Source organism: Pseudomonas sp. WS 5059, assembly GCF_012985525.1.
Taxonomy (GTDB): domain Bacteria; phylum Pseudomonadota; class Gammaproteobacteria; order Pseudomonadales; family Pseudomonadaceae; genus Aquipseudomonas.
This window is the reverse complement of sequence record NZ_JAAQWO010000002.1, coordinates 376,419-392,422: the sequence shown is the minus strand read 5'-3', so window position 1 is coordinate 392,422 and position 16,004 is coordinate 376,419. Positions and strand designations below refer to the sequence as shown.

Genomic DNA, 16,004 nt, shown 5'->3' with positions numbered 1-16,004 from the left:
AGTGTGCTTAGAAGTTCACGCCGGCGCTCAAGGCGACAAAATCGCGGTCATCCACCGTGCTGAAGTCGCCACCAAAGAAGTTGGTGTAGTTCAGGCTGACGGTGTAGGTGTTCTGGTATTCAGCATCCACACCCAGGCTGACGGCCTTGCGGCCCTCTTCAAAGTTGCCGCCAGGGCCTGGCGAGTAACCTTTGACGTCATGGGACCAGGCCACGCTTGGCTTGAGGTTGACACCGGCGAAGACGTCCGGGTATTCCCAGATCGCACGGGCGCGGTAACCCCAGGAAGTGGCGGTGGTGTAGCCGTCCTGGTTGCAATTGGTGTTCAAGCCGGCAGTACTGCCACCCAACCCGGCACCAGCGGAGGTCGAAGCATTGAGACGGTTACAGAAACCGCCGGGCAAGCTGCCTGGCCCAAACACCGGGTCACGCCCATAACGCGCGTCAGACTTACTCTCAAGCCCCCCGACATGCGTCACACCAATCTCACCCACGGTCGTCAGGCGGCTTGCCCCCATGACCTGATCGAAGAAGTGCGTAAAGGTAGTTTGGAATTGGCTGACTTCTTTGCGGCGATAGCCATGCAAGTCCTGCCCAGGCTGCCCCTTGAGTACCGAGGCGTTGTTATACCCATTAACCCCAGTAACACCTGCAAACAGGATATCCGTGGTGTTGAGTTGTACAGGCGCATTCGGACGGTAGCTCAACTCACCACTCCACGCCGTGCCCGTAGGCAAGGTGGTGGAGAAACTCAAACCGTAGAGGCGAATGTCTTCCGGGTATTCAACAAAATAGTTGGAATTACCCGCGACAATAACCGGCGCCAGGCCGGCCAACGGGGCTGGAAGGTTATTGGCAAGGTTGAACACGCGCTGGGAGGCGCCCTGGCCACTGAAAATCGGCGCACGGCTGTGATAGTTCATGAAGTACGCACCGAACTCGGTATCCAGCGGTTCAAAGTTGTAGTGAAACGCAAAACCGAACTGCCCACTGTCACGTGCATCGCGGTCAGGTCCACGGGCGACTTTCACACCCTCTTCGTTCATGTCGACCCCTTGGGACGTCAGGAACGGGATCGCTGTTGCCGGGAATTGCGAACGCTTGTTCAGCACCCGCAGGTTGTCGTTGCAACCATCGGAAATAACATCCGGCTGCGAGAAAAAAGTCCCACAGTTGTCGGTAACCGTCTGGTCCCACTCCAACTGATAGAACGCTTCCGCCGACAGGTTATCGGTCAACGATTGCGACACGTAGAACATGTTGACCGGAATCAGGCCTTCCTTGATCTCGGCACCCGGACGACGGAACGCAGACACGTCGATCGGGTTGATGGAGTTGATACCGCCACCGATGAAGGTACTTTCACCCCAGCTCACGACTTGCTTGCCAAAACGCACCGAACCCGGGGCATCGGCAATGGAATAGTTGTGGTAGATGAACGCATCGAGGATCTGCCCGCCAGAAGACTTGGCGCCCTCTTTGCGATTGTGGTCGCTGATGTCCTTGAACTCGCGGCTTTCGTCCTTGAGTTCAAAGTCATACCAATACTTGCCACGCACAAACACACCGGTATCGCCGTACTTCAGTTCCAGGTCATGGATACCCTTGAAGATCTTCGAGAACGTCTCCCCACGCTTGAAGTTCAAGTGGCCGTCATCGGAGGTCTGCGACAGCCCCCTGCCGCCGTTGTTGGCACCGATCAGGTCCTTGTTGGGCTTGGACGTGCCCCAACTGGCCCCCACCGACAGGGACGAGTCGAAGCTGCCTTCGACCTCACCAATGTTGAAACTGACGCCGAATGCGGGCCCGGCGAGGGTCGAGGCAAGACTGACCGCCAGGGGCAATCTCGCCCGGCGCCAGAACTGATTTACTGAGGTCATCGACGCTACTCCATGTGCATTTTATTGTTATGGCAGTGAGCCTTTTCAAACACGCTTGTAACGGCCGGAATACAACGATTCCAATGCCAGACTGCCGCCGGACCACCCGGACCGCAGCGCCGCATCCTTGAAAAACTCTGGGAGGGACTATAGCCAGCAGGGGGTAGCGCTTGATCCCTCTAAAGTGTGATTTGCATCACCAACCCGTCTGCGACAGCCCTTTCGCCATGTCAGCGAGGGCTGACGCGAAAGAGAATGGCTCAAATTACGCAAATAACAAGGCGAAGGCCTGTAATAGAGCATTGCCGTGCCCGGGCGGGCACGGCAGGAGGGGTCAGAGCGTGGAGAGGAAGGTGCTGTTATTGGCCTGCCATTCGATGATGTCGATCCGGATACGCTTCTTGTCCAGCTTGCCGACGCTGGTCTTGGGAATTTCCGTAACAATGGCAATCTGACTTGGAATCGCCCACTTGCTCAGGTGGCCCTGCTCGACATACGGCTTGAGGTGCTCCTTGAGTTCGCGCGCGCCAATCCCGTGGCCTTCGCGCACCACCAGCAGGGCAAACGGGCGCTCGCCCCACTGCGGGTCGGCAATCCCGACCACCGCTACTTCGCGTACCGCCGGGTGACGGCTGACCAGGTCTTCCAGCGCCAGGGAGGAGATCCACTCGCCGCCGGTCTTGATCACGTCCTTGATACGGTCGCGAATATCGATCACGCCAAAGGCATCGAGGGTGGCCACGTCGCCGGTGTGCATCCAGCCGCCCTCCCAAAGCTCGGCGCCTTTGTGCGGCTCGTTGAAATAGCCTTCGCTGAGCCATGGCGCGCGCAGCACTAGTTCGCCCTGGGACTCGCCATCGGCCGGCAGAAAGTTACCGTTGCCGTCGATGATCGCGGCTTCCACCAACGGCCCCGGCACACCGGCCTTGATCCGGTAGGTGGTGCGTTCGTCTTCGCTGCCGGCCATCAGTTCTTCATTGAGGTGGGCACAGGACACCAGCGGTCCGGTCTCGGACATGCCGTAGGCCGCCGTCAGCTGGATGCCACGGGCCTTGGCCGCTTCGTACAGCGAACGGTTGAGGGCACTGCCGCCGATGACGATCTTCCAGCCGCCAAAATCCACACCCTGGGCGGCCTTGGCGTTGAGCAGCATCTGCAGGATGGTCGGCACGCAGTGGGAAAACGTGACCTTTTCCTTGCGCCACAACTCCACCAGGTATTCCGGATCGTAGCGGCCGGGATAAACCTGCTTCAGCCCGAGCATGGTCGCCACATACGGCAAGCCCCAGGCATGCACGTGGAACATCGGCGTGATCGGCATGTACACATCGTTGGTGCCGAGCAGGCGCACACTGTCGACGCTGCCCATGATGGTCGCCACGCCGATGGTGTGCAGCACCAGTTGGCGGTGGGTGAAATACACACCCTTGGGGTTACCGGTGGTGCCAGTGGTATAGAAAGTGGTGGCCACCGAGTGCTCGTCGAAGTCCTCGAAGGTGTACTGGGTACTGGCAGCGGCCAGCAGGGTTTCGTACTCGCCTACCAGATTGGGCAGGTCAGCAGTTTTTTCGTCGCCATCGGTCAGCAACAGGGTCTTGTCGACGGTGGTCAACTGCCCGGCAATGGCCTGGTACAGGCCGACGAACTCGCTGTTGACCAGCACAAAGCGGTCTTCGGCGTGGTTCATCGTGTACAGGATCTGCTCTGGCGACAGGCGCACGTTGATGGTGTGAATCACCGCGCCAATCATCGGGATGGCGAACATGCACTCCAGGTAACGGTGGCTGTCCCAGTCCATCACGGCCACGGTATCACCGGCCTTGACTCCCGCTGCGGTCAGCACATTGGCCAGGCGGGCGACGCGTTCGGTCAGGGTTGGGTAGGTGTAGCGCAGTTTGTCGCGGTAGACGATTTCCCGGGTTTTCTCGTAGCGGGCGCCCGACATCAACAGGCGTTTGATCAACAGCGGGTATTGGTACGCGCCTTCGGCGGGCGGGATAACACGAGTCTGCAACATACGAATCCCTTTTTATGACTGCACGGTCTTGGCTAAAGGATTTGCACTGTAGAGACCTTGCACGCCGGCCAAATCAGCCGAAGGAATGATTTGCAGAATCGGATGAATGCTAGCTTTGCGCCAGCATTCATTCACGAATGACGCACTCAGCGGTCGGTGAAAGCCACTTTCACACCGATGGCAATCAGCACCACGCCCATGCTCCGATCAAACCAGTGGCCCATGCGCGCAAAGCCTGCGCGCACGCGCTGCTGGCTGAACAACATGGCCACCATGCAGAACCACAGGGCGGTGGCTACCGCCAGGTACAGGCCATAACCGGCCTGGATCGCCAGCGGCGTGTGGGGGTTGATCACCACGGTGAACAGCGACAGGAAAAACAGCGTGGCCTTGGGGTTCAGGCCATTGGTCACAAAGCCCGAGGTAAAGGCGCCGCGAGCGCTGCGCTCGCCCACTTCACGGTGCAGCTCTTCTGCACCGGCAGGCTTGGCCGGCTGCGCCCGCAGGGCTTTGAAGCCGATGTACAACAGGTAGGCCGCCGCCGCCCATTTCAAGGCGTTGAACAGCACGATGGACTGGGACACGATCAAGCCGATACCAAGCAGCGAGTAGCCAACGTGAAGAAAAATCGCCGAGCCGACGCCCAGCGCCGTCCAGGTACCGGCGCGCCGGCCATGGGTCACGCTCTCGCGTACCACCACGGCAAAGTCCGGCCCGGGACTGGCCACGGCCAGCAGGTGAATCAACGCCACGGTCAAAAACTCGGTGAGGTACATGCACACTCCAAGAAGTAACTGATTATTTCATCTGGTAGGCTCGGCAGATTACGCCTTCGAACTCTGTCGCAAAAGGTACAGTTGATGACGAACAATCGCCGCGCCGTCTTCCTTGATCATCCTTCCCTGGACCAGGGAGACCTCGACCTCAGCGAATTGCGCGAGACGTTCAGCGACTTGCAGCTGTGTGAGCAGACCTCGGCCGATCAGGTGGTCGAACACCTGCAAGGTGCCCAGGTAGCGATCAGTAACAAGATCCTGCTCAACGCCCAGACTCTGGCCGCCTGCCCCGAGCTGAAGCTGATCCTGATCGCTGCTACCGGCACCAACAACGTCGACCTGGCCGCTGCCCGCGCCCAGGGCATTACCGTTAGTAACTGCCAGGGTTACGGCACGCCATCGGTGGCGCAACACACGATCATGCTGCTGCTCAACCTCGCCACACGCCTGAAGGACTATCAAAAAGACGTCGACGCCGGCCTGTGGCAGCAAGCCAAGCAGTTCTGCCTGCTGGATTACCCGATTGTCGAGCTGGAAGGCAAAACCCTGGGCTTGCTGGGCCATGGCGAGTTGGGCGGCGCCGTCGCGCGCCTGGCCCAAGCGTTTGGCATGCGCGTGCTACTGGGCGCTATCCCCGGCCGCCCGGCCCGTGCAGACCGGGTGCCGCTGGACGAACTGCTGCCGCAGATCGATGCGCTGACCCTGCATTGCCCACTCAACGAACACACGCGCCACTTTATCGGGGCCCGTGAGTTGGCGCTGCTCAAGCCGGGCGCGTTCGTGGTCAACACTGCGCGCGGCGGCCTGATCGATGAACAGGCCCTGGCAGACGCCTTGCGCGGCGGTCATCTGGGCGGGGCGGCCAGCGATGTGCTGAGCGTCGAACCGCCGACCACCGGCAACCCGCTGCTGGCCAGCGACATCCCACGGCTGATCATCACGCCACACAGTGCCTGGGGCAGCCGCGAAGCACGGCAACGGATCGTCGGCCAATTGACTGAAAACGCCCGGGGCTTTTTCAGCGGAGCACCGCAGCGCGTCGTCAGTTGATAAACTGCGCTCCTTTTTCAGGGAGCAGACCATGGATCCGCGCAGTGAAGTACTGCTTCGTCAGGCCGAACTTTTTCAAGGCAACGTGTTGCTGGCCGGCCTGCCCGCCGATGACCTGCTGGGCCGCCTGCCCAATGCCCATGGCTGGTGCTGGCATGCGGGCGACCAGGCAGCGCTGGATGCGCGGTTTGCCGAGCGCAGCCATTTCGGGGTCGATGTGCCGCAACGCGCATTCGACACGGCGGTGGTGTTCCTGCCCAAGTCCAAGGATCTGGCCGACTACATCCTCAAGGCCGTCGCGGCACGGCTGCCAGGCGCCGAGCTGTACCTGGTGGGTGAAAAACGCGGCGGCATCGAAAGCGCCGCCAAGCAACTGAACGCCTTCGGCAAACCACGCAAGCTCGACAACGCACGGCACTGCCAGCTGTGGCTGGCCACCGTGGCCGATGCTCCGGCGGCGCCGGAACTGGCGAGCCTGGCCCAGGTGTTTGAAGTGCCACTGGCCGACGGACCGCTCAAGGTCGTCAGTCTGCCGGGCGTGTTCAGCCATGGCCGCCTGGATCGCGGTACCGCGCTGTTGCTCGAACACCTGGACAAACTGCCCAGCGGTCATCTGCTGGACTTCGGCTGTGGCGCCGGCGTGTTGGGCGCGGCGGTCAAGCGGCGCTACCCGCACAACACCGTGACCCTGCTTGATGTGGACGCCTTTGCTACCGCTAGCAGTCGCCTGACCCTGGAGGCCAATGGCCTGGAAGGCGAAGTGCTGACCGGTGATGGCATCGACGCCGCGCCCATGGGCCTGGATGCGATTCTGAGTAACCCGCCGTTCCATGTCGGGGTACACACGGATTATTTCGCTACGGAAAACCTGTTGCGAAAAGCACGCCAACATCTGAAAAACGGCGGCGAACTTCGGCTAGTCGCCAATAGCTTCCTGAAGTATCAACCGCTGATCGAAGAGCACCTGGGCGTGTGCGCAGTCAAGGCCGAGGGCCAGGGTTTTCGCATCTATCGGGCCAAGCGCGGCTGACGGGCGTTTGAAAAAGAAGGCTTGCCGAATGGATTTTGCCAAGGCAGAATCCGCTCCGTCCTAGGGGAGTAGTCTCCCACGAGCAACATGCTCGTCCGGCATACGTCAACATACTTGGTCAGCAGACCATGGCGTATGCGACCCAGGAGTCCGCACAGACGGACCGGGGTTTGACAAGACCTATGACACGCACACCTTACCCGGGGCGGGAAGGCTGTACGTGTCATAGCCGTGTCGACCCGCCCCTGGAAACCTACCTGATGCTGGATTCACTTCTCGTTCCTACCGCAATCGTTGCCTTGGCCGAAATCGGCGACAAGACGCAATTGCTCGCGCTCATCCTCGCCGCACGCTTTCGCAAACCCTGGCCAATCATCGCCGGCATCATCGCCGCGACCCTGGCCAACCACGCCGCTGCCGGTGCCGTGGGTGCCTGGTTTGGCAGTTTCTTCTCGGATGCGGTGCTGCACTGGATCCTCGCCGCGAGCTTCTGCGCCACGGCCCTGTGGACCCTGGTGCCAGACAAGCTCGACGATGATGAAGCCAGCACCTCGCGCAAGTTCGGGCCGTTCCTGACCACCCTGATTGCGTTCTTTATCGCTGAAATCGGTGACAAGACGCAGATCGCCACGGTGATGCTGGCGGCGCAATACCCCGAGTTGTGGCTGGTGATTATCGGCACCACCCTGGGCATGTTGATTGCCAACGTACCGGTGGTTCTGGCGGGGAATTTCGCGGCGGAGAAACTGCCGTTGACCTTGATTCGGCGCCTGGCGGCTTCGGCGTTCTTCATCCTGGCGTTGGTGGCGGTGTACAAGGCCATGCAAAGCAGCGGCTGGTTGTAACCCTTTACAAATGTGGGAGCTGGCTTGCCTGCGATAGCGCTGTATCAGTCACGTATTAATTAACTGAACCACCGCTATCGCGAGCAAGCCCGCTCCCACTTTTGGACCTTCACAAGGTCTGGATTATCAGGACTTCTTGGCCTGCTGGTACAGCGGCATCACCTTGGGAATCGCCGCCTGCAACGAGGCGATCCGGCTGCTGGAGGCCGGGTGGGTGCTCATGAATTCAGGCGGTGCGCCTTCGGAAGCCTTGGCCATTTTGTTCCACAGCGTGATCGCCGCGTTCGGGTCGTAACCGGCGCGGGCCGAGAGCTCCAGGCCGATCAGGTCGGCTTCGTTCTCATTGCTGCGGCTGTTAGGCAAGGTCATGCCGTAGTTGGCCACGGTGTCGGCCAGCGCCATGCTGTCCTGGCCCAGGCCCAACAATGCGCCAGCGCCCTGCTTGGCCATTTCGATGCCGTAAGCCTTGGACATGGCTTCGCGGCCATGTTCACGCAGGGCGTGGGCAATTTCATGGCCCATGACCGCCGCCAGCTCGTCATCGGTCAACTTGAGCGTGTCGATCAAGCCACTGTAGACAAAGATCTTGCCGCCAGGCCCACAGTTGGCGTTCATCTCGTCGCTCTTGATCAGGTTCACTTCCCACTTCCACTGCGCCGCATCCGGACGGAAGGTGGGGGCCTGGGCGATCAGGCGCTTGGCAATGGCCTGCACACGCTTGGCGTTGGCACTGGTCTTGTCTACCAGGCCCTTGCCACTGGCTTCGCCCAGGGTCTGCTGGTACGACTGCGCGTACATCTGGTCGACTTCCTGGCTCGACAGCATGCTGAACATGTACTGCTTGCGTTCCACACCCACGGCACCGCCGCTGGTGGTGTTGACCGACTGGCAACCGGCGAGCAGCAAGGCTGCGCTCAATGCCGTTACCGCCAATGATTTTTTCATGCACATTCTCCCTGAAAACATGGCGCGTATCGTAGGCCCTCTCATGTATCGGCGCCAGATACACCTGACGCTTAACCGCTAATTTCAGAGGCCACCGACGCCCACGACCATTCTATAAACGACATGCCTGGTTCTTTTGCAGGGCAGCGCCTCATGTCTGCGTGGCCTGTGGCCGATACACAAAGGCAGATCATGCCCCCCCAAGCGCCCGGAGCCTTCATGAAATTCAAGTCGATTCAGTTTTCTGTCGCGGCGTTGGCCGGGGCCATTGTCCTGAGTGTCGTGGCGGCCCTGGTGCTGTACGCGCTGTTCGCCGGCGCACGGACCCAAGAGATGGTGCAGGACCGCACCCAGGCGCAATTCGAGCAAATCATCGAGCAACGCCTTACGGCGTTGGCGCAAACCCAGGCCACGCTGATCCAGCGCGAGCTGGAAGCGCCGCTGGTGACCGCCAAAGGCCTGGCCACCACCAATGCGCTGATGGGCATGAAGGACGCAAACGGCGCGACCCCGCTGCAGGTCAGCCGTGAACAACTGATCAACCTGCTGCACGAAACGGTGGTACGCAACCCGAAAATCCTCGGTTCCTATATCGCCTGGGAACCCAATGCCATCGACCACAATGACGCCAACTACCTGAACACCGCCGTCGTCGGCGTAGAACCTGCCAACGGGCGCTTCATGCCCTGGTGGTTCCGCAACCAGGATGGCAGCCTGGGCCTAGAAAAACTCGCCGACCTGACCGACCAGAAAATCCTCGCCACCGGCATTCGCGCCAGCGAGTACTACCTCTGCTCCAAGGAAACCCAGAAGCCCTGCGCCATCGACCCGGCGCCCTATCGCGTGGGCAACACCACGGTGATGCTGGCCTCGTTTATCGAACCGATCATGATCGACGGCGCGTTCCAGGGCATTGTCGGCGCCGACCTGTCGGTCAATTTCATCCAGGAAATGCTCACCGCCGCCGACCAGAAGCTTTACAACGGCGCTGGCGAAATGGCACTGATTTCCAGCAACGGCCGCCTGGTGGCCTACACCAAGGACCCGAGCAAACTGGGGGAAAAGGCCAGCGACCTGCTCGACCAGAATGAACTGGAGAACCTCGGCCAGTTGAAGGTCGGTGACGTGCGTTACGACATCGACCAGGCAAACGGGCATATCGAGTTGTTCCTGCCCTTCAATATCGGCCAGACCGATGCGCGCTGGACCCTGATGCTGCAACTGCCCCTGGGCGCGGTAATGGCCGACCTGCACACCCTGCAAGGCGACCTGGATGCCCAGCGCAAGACCGATATCTTCGGCATGACCATGGTCGGCCTGCTGATTGCCGGCATCGGCCTGCTGGTGATCTGGCTGGTGGGCCACGGCATTGCCCGCCCACTCAAGCAAATGGTGGCGATGCTCAATGACATCGCCCAGGGCGAAGGCGACCTGACGCGTCGCCTGACCAGTGACCGCGCCGATGAACTGGGCGCGATTGCCGCCGGCTTCAATACCTTCCTGATCAAGCTGCAGGGCATGATTAGCCAGGTGGTGAACTCGGTACAGAAGGTCAGCGACTCGTCGGAACACACCGCCGACATTGCCATCCGCACCAACCAGGGCGTGCACAAGCAAATGGTCGAGATCGACCAGGTCGCCACGGCCGTGCACGAAATGACCGCCACCGCCCAGGACGTGGCGCGTAATGCCACCCAGGCAGCCCAGGCCGCCACCCATGCCGACCAGGCTGCAAGCCAGGGCATGCAGATCGTGCGCGACACCTCCACCTCCATCGGCGCCCTGGCCCTGGAGATCGGCAAGGCGGTGACGGTAGTCCAGGCCCTGGCCAAGGACAGCGAGAACATCAACGCGATCCTGATTGCCATTCGCGGCATTGCCGAGCAAACCAACCTACTGGCCCTGAACGCCGCCATCGAAGCCGCCCGGGCCGGCGAACAGGGCCGAGGTTTTGCGGTGGTGGCCGACGAAGTACGCAACCTGGCGCAGAAAACCCAGAAGGCCACCGAAGAAATCCAGGCCATGATCCAGCAATTGCAGCAAGGCACGCGGGATGTGGTGCAGGTCATGGAAGACAGCCAGCAGCGCACCGATGAAAGCGTGCAACACGCCGCCAAGGCCGCGCAGGCCCTGGAGACCATCACCCAGGCCGTGTCGGTGATCAATGACATGAATACGCAGATTGCCAGTGCGGCGGAGGAACAGAGCGCGGTGGCCGAGGACATCAACCGCAATGTGATCAATATTGGCCAGGTGGCCAATGAGGTGGCGGGCGGGGCGGATGAGTCCAGTGCCGCCAGTGCGGGGCTGACCCAGTTGGCGGAGCAGCAGCGGCGGCTGATCAATCAGTTCAAGGTCTGAAGGTTTCAGTGGCGTTTGGGGCCGTATCGCAGGCAAGCCAGCTCCCACATTTGAAGGTATTCACAAATCAAAATGTGGGGGCTGGCTTGCCTGCGATGGCGCCAGCGAATCCCCCACACAACTCCCAGTCTCAACCCGGGGTCAAACACTCCGGCCCATTGAGCTTCGGATCATTGACCATGTTAGCCAGCACCCGCTCACGCAACGCCGCCGGCTCGCTGGCCAGCAAGCCCTGCAACACATGCAACGGCGTCTCGGGATCCAGCCAGGCCGCTTGCCCCGCCGCGTCCAGAATCAACGGCCGGCGCTGGCTCTGCGCCGCCTGGGTCACCACCGCCGCGCTCAGCCACACTTGCTCCTGCACCGGGTAGGCCTCCCAGATCGCTGCGAAAAACAGCGTCGAGCCCTCCCCCGGCGTGAGCCAGTACGGCCGCTTGCGCTGGGTGCCGCGCCATTCATAAAAGCCATTGGCTGGCAGCAGGCACCGGCGCAGGCGAAAGGCCTCGCGAAACATCGGCTGTTCGGCCAGGGTTTCGGCGCGGGCGTGGGCCGGCGTGCGGGACAGATCGGTCAGCCACGGCGGCGTCAGCCCCCAACGTGCCCGCGCCAGGGTGCGCTGGCCATCGGTGGCGCGCTGGATCAGCACTGAATCATTGGGGGAGATATTCCACTGGGCCTGTTGATCCGCCGGGAACCCCGGCAAGGCAGCAAAGGCGGGATTCCAGCGAAACAGGGCATAACGTCCACACATGGGGCAACACGACTCTTGGGTAAACCGGCCGACAGCCTAACAGACCAGCACGTCGGGGTAGCTGTCGGGTTCATCGCCGGGCAGCGGTTGCGCACCGATATAGGCGGTGATCAACTCGCGGGCGTAGGTGGCCTGGTCGTTCTCCACCTCCAGGCCCAACAGGCCGAAGATCGGCAGTTCACCCGTGCCACCGAGCAGATGGCGCCCCACCAGATGGGCGTCGATGCCTTCGCTGGCGAGCATTTGTTGCAGCAACTCGCCTTCCATCAGGTTTTCCGGCTCGTAGATTCGTTGCATGGCCGCCCCCCCCTATTCATTCTCGCTGTGCACTTCGAGCATCCATTCATCGCCGTGGACCTGCAGGTCGAAAATGATCGGCCGACAGCACACCTGGCAGTCTTCTATATAGTTCTGGTCGCCACCGGACAAATCGACGCTTGTCTCGATCCGTTCACCACAATAAGGACAATCGTACAGCGCACTTTCGAGCATCGCGGTCTCCCAGGTGACTTGTGCGTATAATCGCCGGTCTATTTGCAGGGCTTTTTCGTTTGATGCCATTTGTTCAGACCTCGCCCTGTCACTTATCGATCCAAACCTTTACTTACCCTAGCCGTTTCTAACAAGAGAGCATGATGGGCGAATTCGATACCATCCGACCTTACAACGACAGCGAAGTCCCGGCAGTGCTGGCCCGGCTGTTCAGTGACAAGGCCTTTCTGGACATCCTGACCCACTTTCGCTTCCCGCGCTTTGCCGGCGCCTTTGGCTGGCTGCTCAAGCCGCTGATCGCCCAGAAGCTGCGCCGTGAGTTCGCCGGTGTCACCACCGTCGCCACCTTGCAGGACAAAGTCGAGTTTTACGTCGACCACACCATTGATCGGGCGACCGACGGCGTCACCTATACCGGGGTCGAGCAGCTCAAGTCCGGCACGGCCTATGTTTTTTTGGCCAACCACCGCGATATCGTGATGGACCCGGCCTTCGTCAACTACGCGGTGTACCACGCCGGCCTGCCAACACCGCGGATAGCCATCGGTGACAACCTGCTGCAGAAGCCGTTTGTCAGCGACCTGATGCGCCTGAACAAGAGTTTTATCGTGCATCGCTCCATCACCGGGCGACGCGAGAAGATGGCGGCGTATCAGCTGCTGTCGGCCTACATCAACCATTCGATCCGCAATGACTGCCAGTCGATCTGGATCGCCCAGGCCGAAGGCCGCGCCAAGGATGGGGATGATCGCACCGAGTCGGCGATCCTCAAGATGTTCCATATGAGCCGCAAGGAAGAGCCGTTCGCCGACGTCATCCTGTCGCTGAACCTGACGCCGGTGTCCATCAGCTACGAATACGACCCGTGCGATGCGGCCAAGGCTCGCGAGCTGTATATCCGCGCCACCACCGGCACCTACACCAAGGCGCCCGGTGAAGATGACGTGAGCATTGCCCTGGGCATCACCGGTTACAAGGGCCGGGTCCATATCAACTTTGCGCCACCGATTACCGAACGCTTTGAAGACACCAAGCTGTTGGCCACCGAGATGGACCGGCAGATTCTCGGCGGGTATCGGTTGTTCCCGGTGCATTACCTGGCATACGCACAGTGGAGCGACGCCGACCCGCAATTGCAGGTGCCGACGGCTGCCGAGGTGTTCCCGGCGGATGAGTTGGCCAAGGCGAAAGCGGAGTGGGAGCGACGACTGAATGCCTGCCCGGCGGAGCACCGACCGTACCTGATGCTGCAATATGCGACGCCGGTGCGTAATCAGTATCGGGTAAAGGCCGGGATCCCCCTGTAACCCAACAGCTTGAATAACACACAACACAACGTGGGAGCGGGCTTGCCCGCGATAGCGGTGGGTCAGTTGATAACTATTTGACTGACCCACTGCTATCGCGGGCAAGCCCGCCCCCACATTGGTTTTGGGTATTTTTACAATTGAGTGCTGAGCCAAGAGACGACAAGCGCCAGCCCGATACAGGCAAACCCTAGGCGGTAGCCAAGGCGATGACTGCGCTCGGTACGCACATCCAGGAACAACATCGGTTGATCAATCGCTCGATCTTCACTTTGCGCGGTGAGTCGAGCCATCGCCCGCTGCTCGCGCAGGCGGGTCACAAACAACAGCCCGGCGCCTGGGCAGGCGATCAACAAGGCAGCGGTATTTAGCAATAATGCCGGCAGCGACATCAAAAACCTCGGTGTAACAGTGACCAGGTATCCATTCAGATACAAACCTGAACGAATTGCGCCCTCCTGCGCCTCACAGCTCCCTCCCCCATTGACGACTAATGTATCGAGTAATTTACAGCGTCACCTGAACGTCACCTTAACAAGCCACTCTGTTGCCCTTCGCACACCCGGGAGCTTGTCATGTTGCACGCGCAGAACCAGGATCGGCTGTACCTGATCGCCCCTACCGATGAGCAAGAGGCGCTGGTCGGCGGCCTGGCGTTCAATGTCCAGGACCGGCACTGGCTGGTGTATTGCGCCCTCGGCGGGCATCAGCATGCCGACCTGCCGGAGCTGGATCTGCTGACGGGAGTGAGTGTGCTGGACTTTTATGTCGAAACGGCGGCATGACCGCAGCAGACACAAAAAAGCCGGGCCCTTGGCGGGGCCCGGCTTTTTTACAACCGATTACTGCGAGCTGAGGATCTGGCCGATGCTTGGATCCTTGAACAGACGCGTCAGGGCATCACTCAACACGTCGCTGACCAGCTTGGTGTTGGTTTCCTGGTTCGGCGCCATACCAAAGCGCTGGTCCAGGGACGCAGCGTAACGGCCGTTGTAGCGGCGGTTGCCGGCCGACACATCAGAGCGGAAGGTCGCGCCGATGGTGGCTTCGGTCACGTACAGGCCTTCCTTGGGCGACTGATACTTCAGCTCGGCCAGGGTCACCGTCAGTTGCGGTGCGCCTGGCGAGTTGCTGGTCGGGGTAAAGCCCAGCAGGCGCACAGCCGCTTCGGCCTGGGCTTGCAGCTTGGGCAGCACGTCGGCACCGGTCACCGTGATGGCGCTGGTTTCCGGGTACAGGCCACCACGGGTACCCAGGGTTGGCGACGGACGGCCATCAACCACACGCACCGAGACCGGCTGGCCATGGCCCACAGGCGCCAACTGGGTGGTGAGCTTGGGTTGCGGGCTGAGTTGCTGCGGGCTGTGGGCGCAGCCAACCAGGGTCAAGCTGGTCACAGTGATCAAACCGAACAACAGGCGTTGCAACATGCTTTTCTCTCCAGAATTCAGGTACCGACAGTGCGCCAGTATAGCGGCGCGTCACCGCCTGGAACTAGCGCCAGTTACAACCTCAGGTCCAGGCCTGCGTGCAGCGACTCAGTGTCACCCAGATGTCATTCTTGACAGATATGCTTGGCGTCATTCTCAGGAGGCCCGCCATGCTCAATCTTCTCTGGCGCTTTTTCGCGCGCACGCCCGCCCATCGCAACTTTGCCCTGCTCGACTCGCAAGGTCGCTGCCAGGCCTTCAAGCAATGCAGCCAGCCGCCCGTGGGCGAAGGCTGGGTCGAAGTCCAGGAGATCCGCCTGAGCTGGATGCACCATCCTCTGCCCGCCCGCGCCCGTGTCAGCCCGCGCCGCGCACGGTCATCACACCGCCTGCCGTTGACCGCCTGACCGAAGCGCTAATAAAAGTCATAAAACACGTCCATTTCCCGACAGTTCTTCGCTACAATCTCCCCCCGATTATAAGGACGTCTCCTGATCGGGCCTCGCAGCATCGCTAATGCCCTGGTATTAGCTCCCCCGCACCGCCCACAGAGAGCCGCCCACACAGATCGAGTGAAGCTGGCGAGCTGGCTGTTTTGTCTGCAAACCTGCGCCTTTACCGAATCTGCCAGAGCTGCCATTGCGCTCGGCCACTTGAGTTGTTTGCCCGTTATGCCGCGTGTCGGCAGTGATTTCGGGCCAGGTGCCAGGCTGGGGCAGCCCTTTTTTGAGGTTCACGTCTTCAAAAGAGCGTGAAAAAAACGGGTTTTCACAACTTCACAAGAGTGTGGCGAGCAAATGAATAGTTTTGCGTTTGTACAAGCACCATCAACGTCTGGCACTGCCCAACCACACAGGACCGAGTACTCCTCAAAAACCGGAGCTTGAAGCCTGTCCGCTACGGATTTGGTTGCACGATCGGACGTACTTGACCATAAGTCGAATTGCCACAGGGCCCCTTAAATGCGTTCATATGCAGATAAGGCCTGGTCGGCAGCGTCCGCTGAAGTTGCAAAAAAATTGCGAAGAATCGGACATGGCGATCCTGGCCATGGGTAACCTGGGGCATCACGTGAACCGCCCCGTCACTCCTGGCAGCCATGCCGTCAATTTGGTGCTGCA

At 60.6% G+C, this 16,004-nt stretch carries 16 protein-coding genes, 1 pseudogene and 1 riboswitch; of the genes and pseudogenes, 8 read left to right on the top strand and 9 right to left on the bottom strand.

The annotated features are described in order from the left end of the window. Positions 1 to 7: 7 nt before the first annotated feature. The 3 genes from HBO12_RS06610 to HBO12_RS06600 all read right to left on the bottom strand — a co-directional run bounded on the left by HBO12_RS06610 (position 8) and on the right by HBO12_RS06600 (position 4,672). Entirely contained in the window at positions 8 to 1,879 is a 1,872-nt protein-coding gene (locus HBO12_RS06610; RefSeq protein WP_170041750.1) for a DUF1302 domain-containing protein, read from the bottom strand. Positions 1,880 to 2,213: 334 nt separating this feature from the next. Next, on the bottom strand, positions 2,214 to 3,896 hold the full coding sequence (locus HBO12_RS06605) for a fatty acid--CoA ligase (protein ID WP_170041749.1): 1,683 nt from the start codon (positions 3,894 to 3,896) through the stop codon (positions 2,214 to 2,216). A 146-nt stretch (positions 3,897 to 4,042) separates the two neighbouring features. Next, a complete protein-coding gene (locus tag HBO12_RS06600; RefSeq protein WP_169956378.1) occupies positions 4,043 to 4,672 on the bottom strand; it encodes a LysE family translocator in 630 nt (209 codons plus the stop codon). An 84-nt stretch (positions 4,673 to 4,756) separates the two neighbouring features. Here HBO12_RS06600 and HBO12_RS06595 point away from each other — a divergent pair, with 84 nt between their 5' ends. From HBO12_RS06595 to HBO12_RS06585, 3 genes are all read left to right on the top strand, one after another. After that, positions 4,757 to 5,722 carry a 2-hydroxyacid dehydrogenase gene (locus HBO12_RS06595; RefSeq protein WP_170041748.1) on the top strand — a complete coding sequence of 322 codons (966 nt, stop codon included), beginning with the start codon at positions 4,757 to 4,759 and terminating at the stop codon, positions 5,720 to 5,722. 31 nt (positions 5,723 to 5,753) lie between these two features. Continuing rightward, a complete protein-coding gene (locus HBO12_RS06590) occupies positions 5,754 to 6,752 on the top strand; it encodes a class I SAM-dependent methyltransferase (protein WP_169956382.1) in 999 nt (332 codons plus the stop codon). Positions 6,753 to 6,802: 50 nt separating this feature from the next. Further along, positions 6,803 to 6,924, top strand: a riboswitch (yybP-ykoY riboswitch). A gap of 88 nt (positions 6,925 to 7,012) precedes the next feature. Continuing rightward, entirely contained in the window at positions 7,013 to 7,597 is a 585-nt protein-coding gene (locus HBO12_RS06585; RefSeq protein WP_057438151.1) for a TMEM165/GDT1 family protein, read from the top strand. Positions 7,598 to 7,723: 126 nt separating this feature from the next. Here the strand turns inward: HBO12_RS06585 and HBO12_RS06580 are convergent, their stop codons facing one another. Next, positions 7,724 to 8,542 carry a M48 family metallopeptidase gene (locus HBO12_RS06580; RefSeq protein ID WP_169956384.1) on the bottom strand — a complete coding sequence of 273 codons (819 nt, stop codon included), beginning with the start codon at positions 8,540 to 8,542 and terminating at the stop codon, positions 7,724 to 7,726. Between the two features lie 123 nt (positions 8,543 to 8,665). On the opposite strand from HBO12_RS06580, the pseudogene HBO12_RS28685 reads away from it, so the two are divergent. Continuing rightward, a pseudogene (locus tag HBO12_RS28685) lies at positions 8,666 to 10,045 on the top strand (methyl-accepting chemotaxis protein); the annotation flags it as partial. A gap of 15 nt (positions 10,046 to 10,060) precedes the next feature. Beyond that, the gene (locus HBO12_RS28680; RefSeq protein WP_463671607.1) at positions 10,061 to 10,903 is read left to right on the top strand and encodes a methyl-accepting chemotaxis protein; all 843 of its coding nucleotides are present in this window, start codon (positions 10,061 to 10,063) and stop codon (positions 10,901 to 10,903) included. Between the two features lie 130 nt (positions 10,904 to 11,033). On the opposite strand, the gene HBO12_RS06570 is transcribed toward HBO12_RS28680, so the two are convergent. Genes HBO12_RS06570 through HBO12_RS06560 form a run of 3 tightly spaced genes read right to left on the bottom strand, consistent with a single transcriptional unit; the run spans position 11,034 to position 12,146 of the window. Then, positions 11,034 to 11,654 (bottom strand): SOS response-associated peptidase, encoded by a 621-nt coding sequence (locus HBO12_RS06570; RefSeq protein ID WP_169956388.1) that lies wholly within the window; start codon positions 11,652 to 11,654, stop codon positions 11,034 to 11,036. Positions 11,655 to 11,690: 36 nt separating this feature from the next. Next, positions 11,691 to 11,951, bottom strand: coding sequence for a putative signal transducing protein (locus tag HBO12_RS06565; RefSeq protein WP_029297781.1), 261 nt, complete (start codon positions 11,949 to 11,951; stop codon positions 11,691 to 11,693). 12 nt (positions 11,952 to 11,963) lie between these two features. Beyond that, a complete protein-coding gene (locus HBO12_RS06560; protein WP_170041952.1) occupies positions 11,964 to 12,146 on the bottom strand; it encodes a CPXCG motif-containing cysteine-rich protein in 183 nt (60 codons plus the stop codon). A 143-nt stretch (positions 12,147 to 12,289) separates the two neighbouring features. Here HBO12_RS06560 and HBO12_RS06555 point away from each other — a divergent pair, with 143 nt between their 5' ends. Next, positions 12,290 to 13,453, top strand: coding sequence for a 1-acyl-sn-glycerol-3-phosphate acyltransferase (locus HBO12_RS06555; protein WP_170041746.1), 1,164 nt, complete (start codon positions 12,290 to 12,292; stop codon positions 13,451 to 13,453). Between the two features lie 134 nt (positions 13,454 to 13,587). Here HBO12_RS06555 and HBO12_RS06550 read toward each other — a convergent pair whose 3' ends face one another. Continuing rightward, positions 13,588 to 13,845: a hypothetical protein gene (locus HBO12_RS06550; RefSeq protein ID WP_169956395.1), complete on the bottom strand. Its 258-nt coding sequence runs from the start codon at positions 13,843 to 13,845 to the stop codon at positions 13,588 to 13,590. 183 nt (positions 13,846 to 14,028) lie between these two features. Between HBO12_RS06550 and HBO12_RS06545 the strand changes: the two genes are divergently transcribed. Then, the gene (locus tag HBO12_RS06545) at positions 14,029 to 14,238 is read left to right on the top strand and encodes a hypothetical protein (protein ID WP_032860067.1); all 210 of its coding nucleotides are present in this window, start codon (positions 14,029 to 14,031) and stop codon (positions 14,236 to 14,238) included. A gap of 57 nt (positions 14,239 to 14,295) precedes the next feature. Here HBO12_RS06545 and HBO12_RS06540 read toward each other — a convergent pair whose 3' ends face one another. Next, positions 14,296 to 14,883 carry a YajG family lipoprotein gene (locus HBO12_RS06540; RefSeq protein WP_032860068.1) on the bottom strand — a complete coding sequence of 196 codons (588 nt, stop codon included), beginning with the start codon at positions 14,881 to 14,883 and terminating at the stop codon, positions 14,296 to 14,298. Positions 14,884 to 15,053: 170 nt separating this feature from the next. Between HBO12_RS06540 and HBO12_RS06535 the strand changes: the two genes are divergently transcribed. Then, complete coding sequence (locus tag HBO12_RS06535) at positions 15,054 to 15,290, top strand: hypothetical protein (RefSeq protein WP_169956397.1); 237 nt, start codon at positions 15,054 to 15,056, stop codon at positions 15,288 to 15,290. Positions 15,291 to 16,004 lie beyond the last annotated feature (714 nt).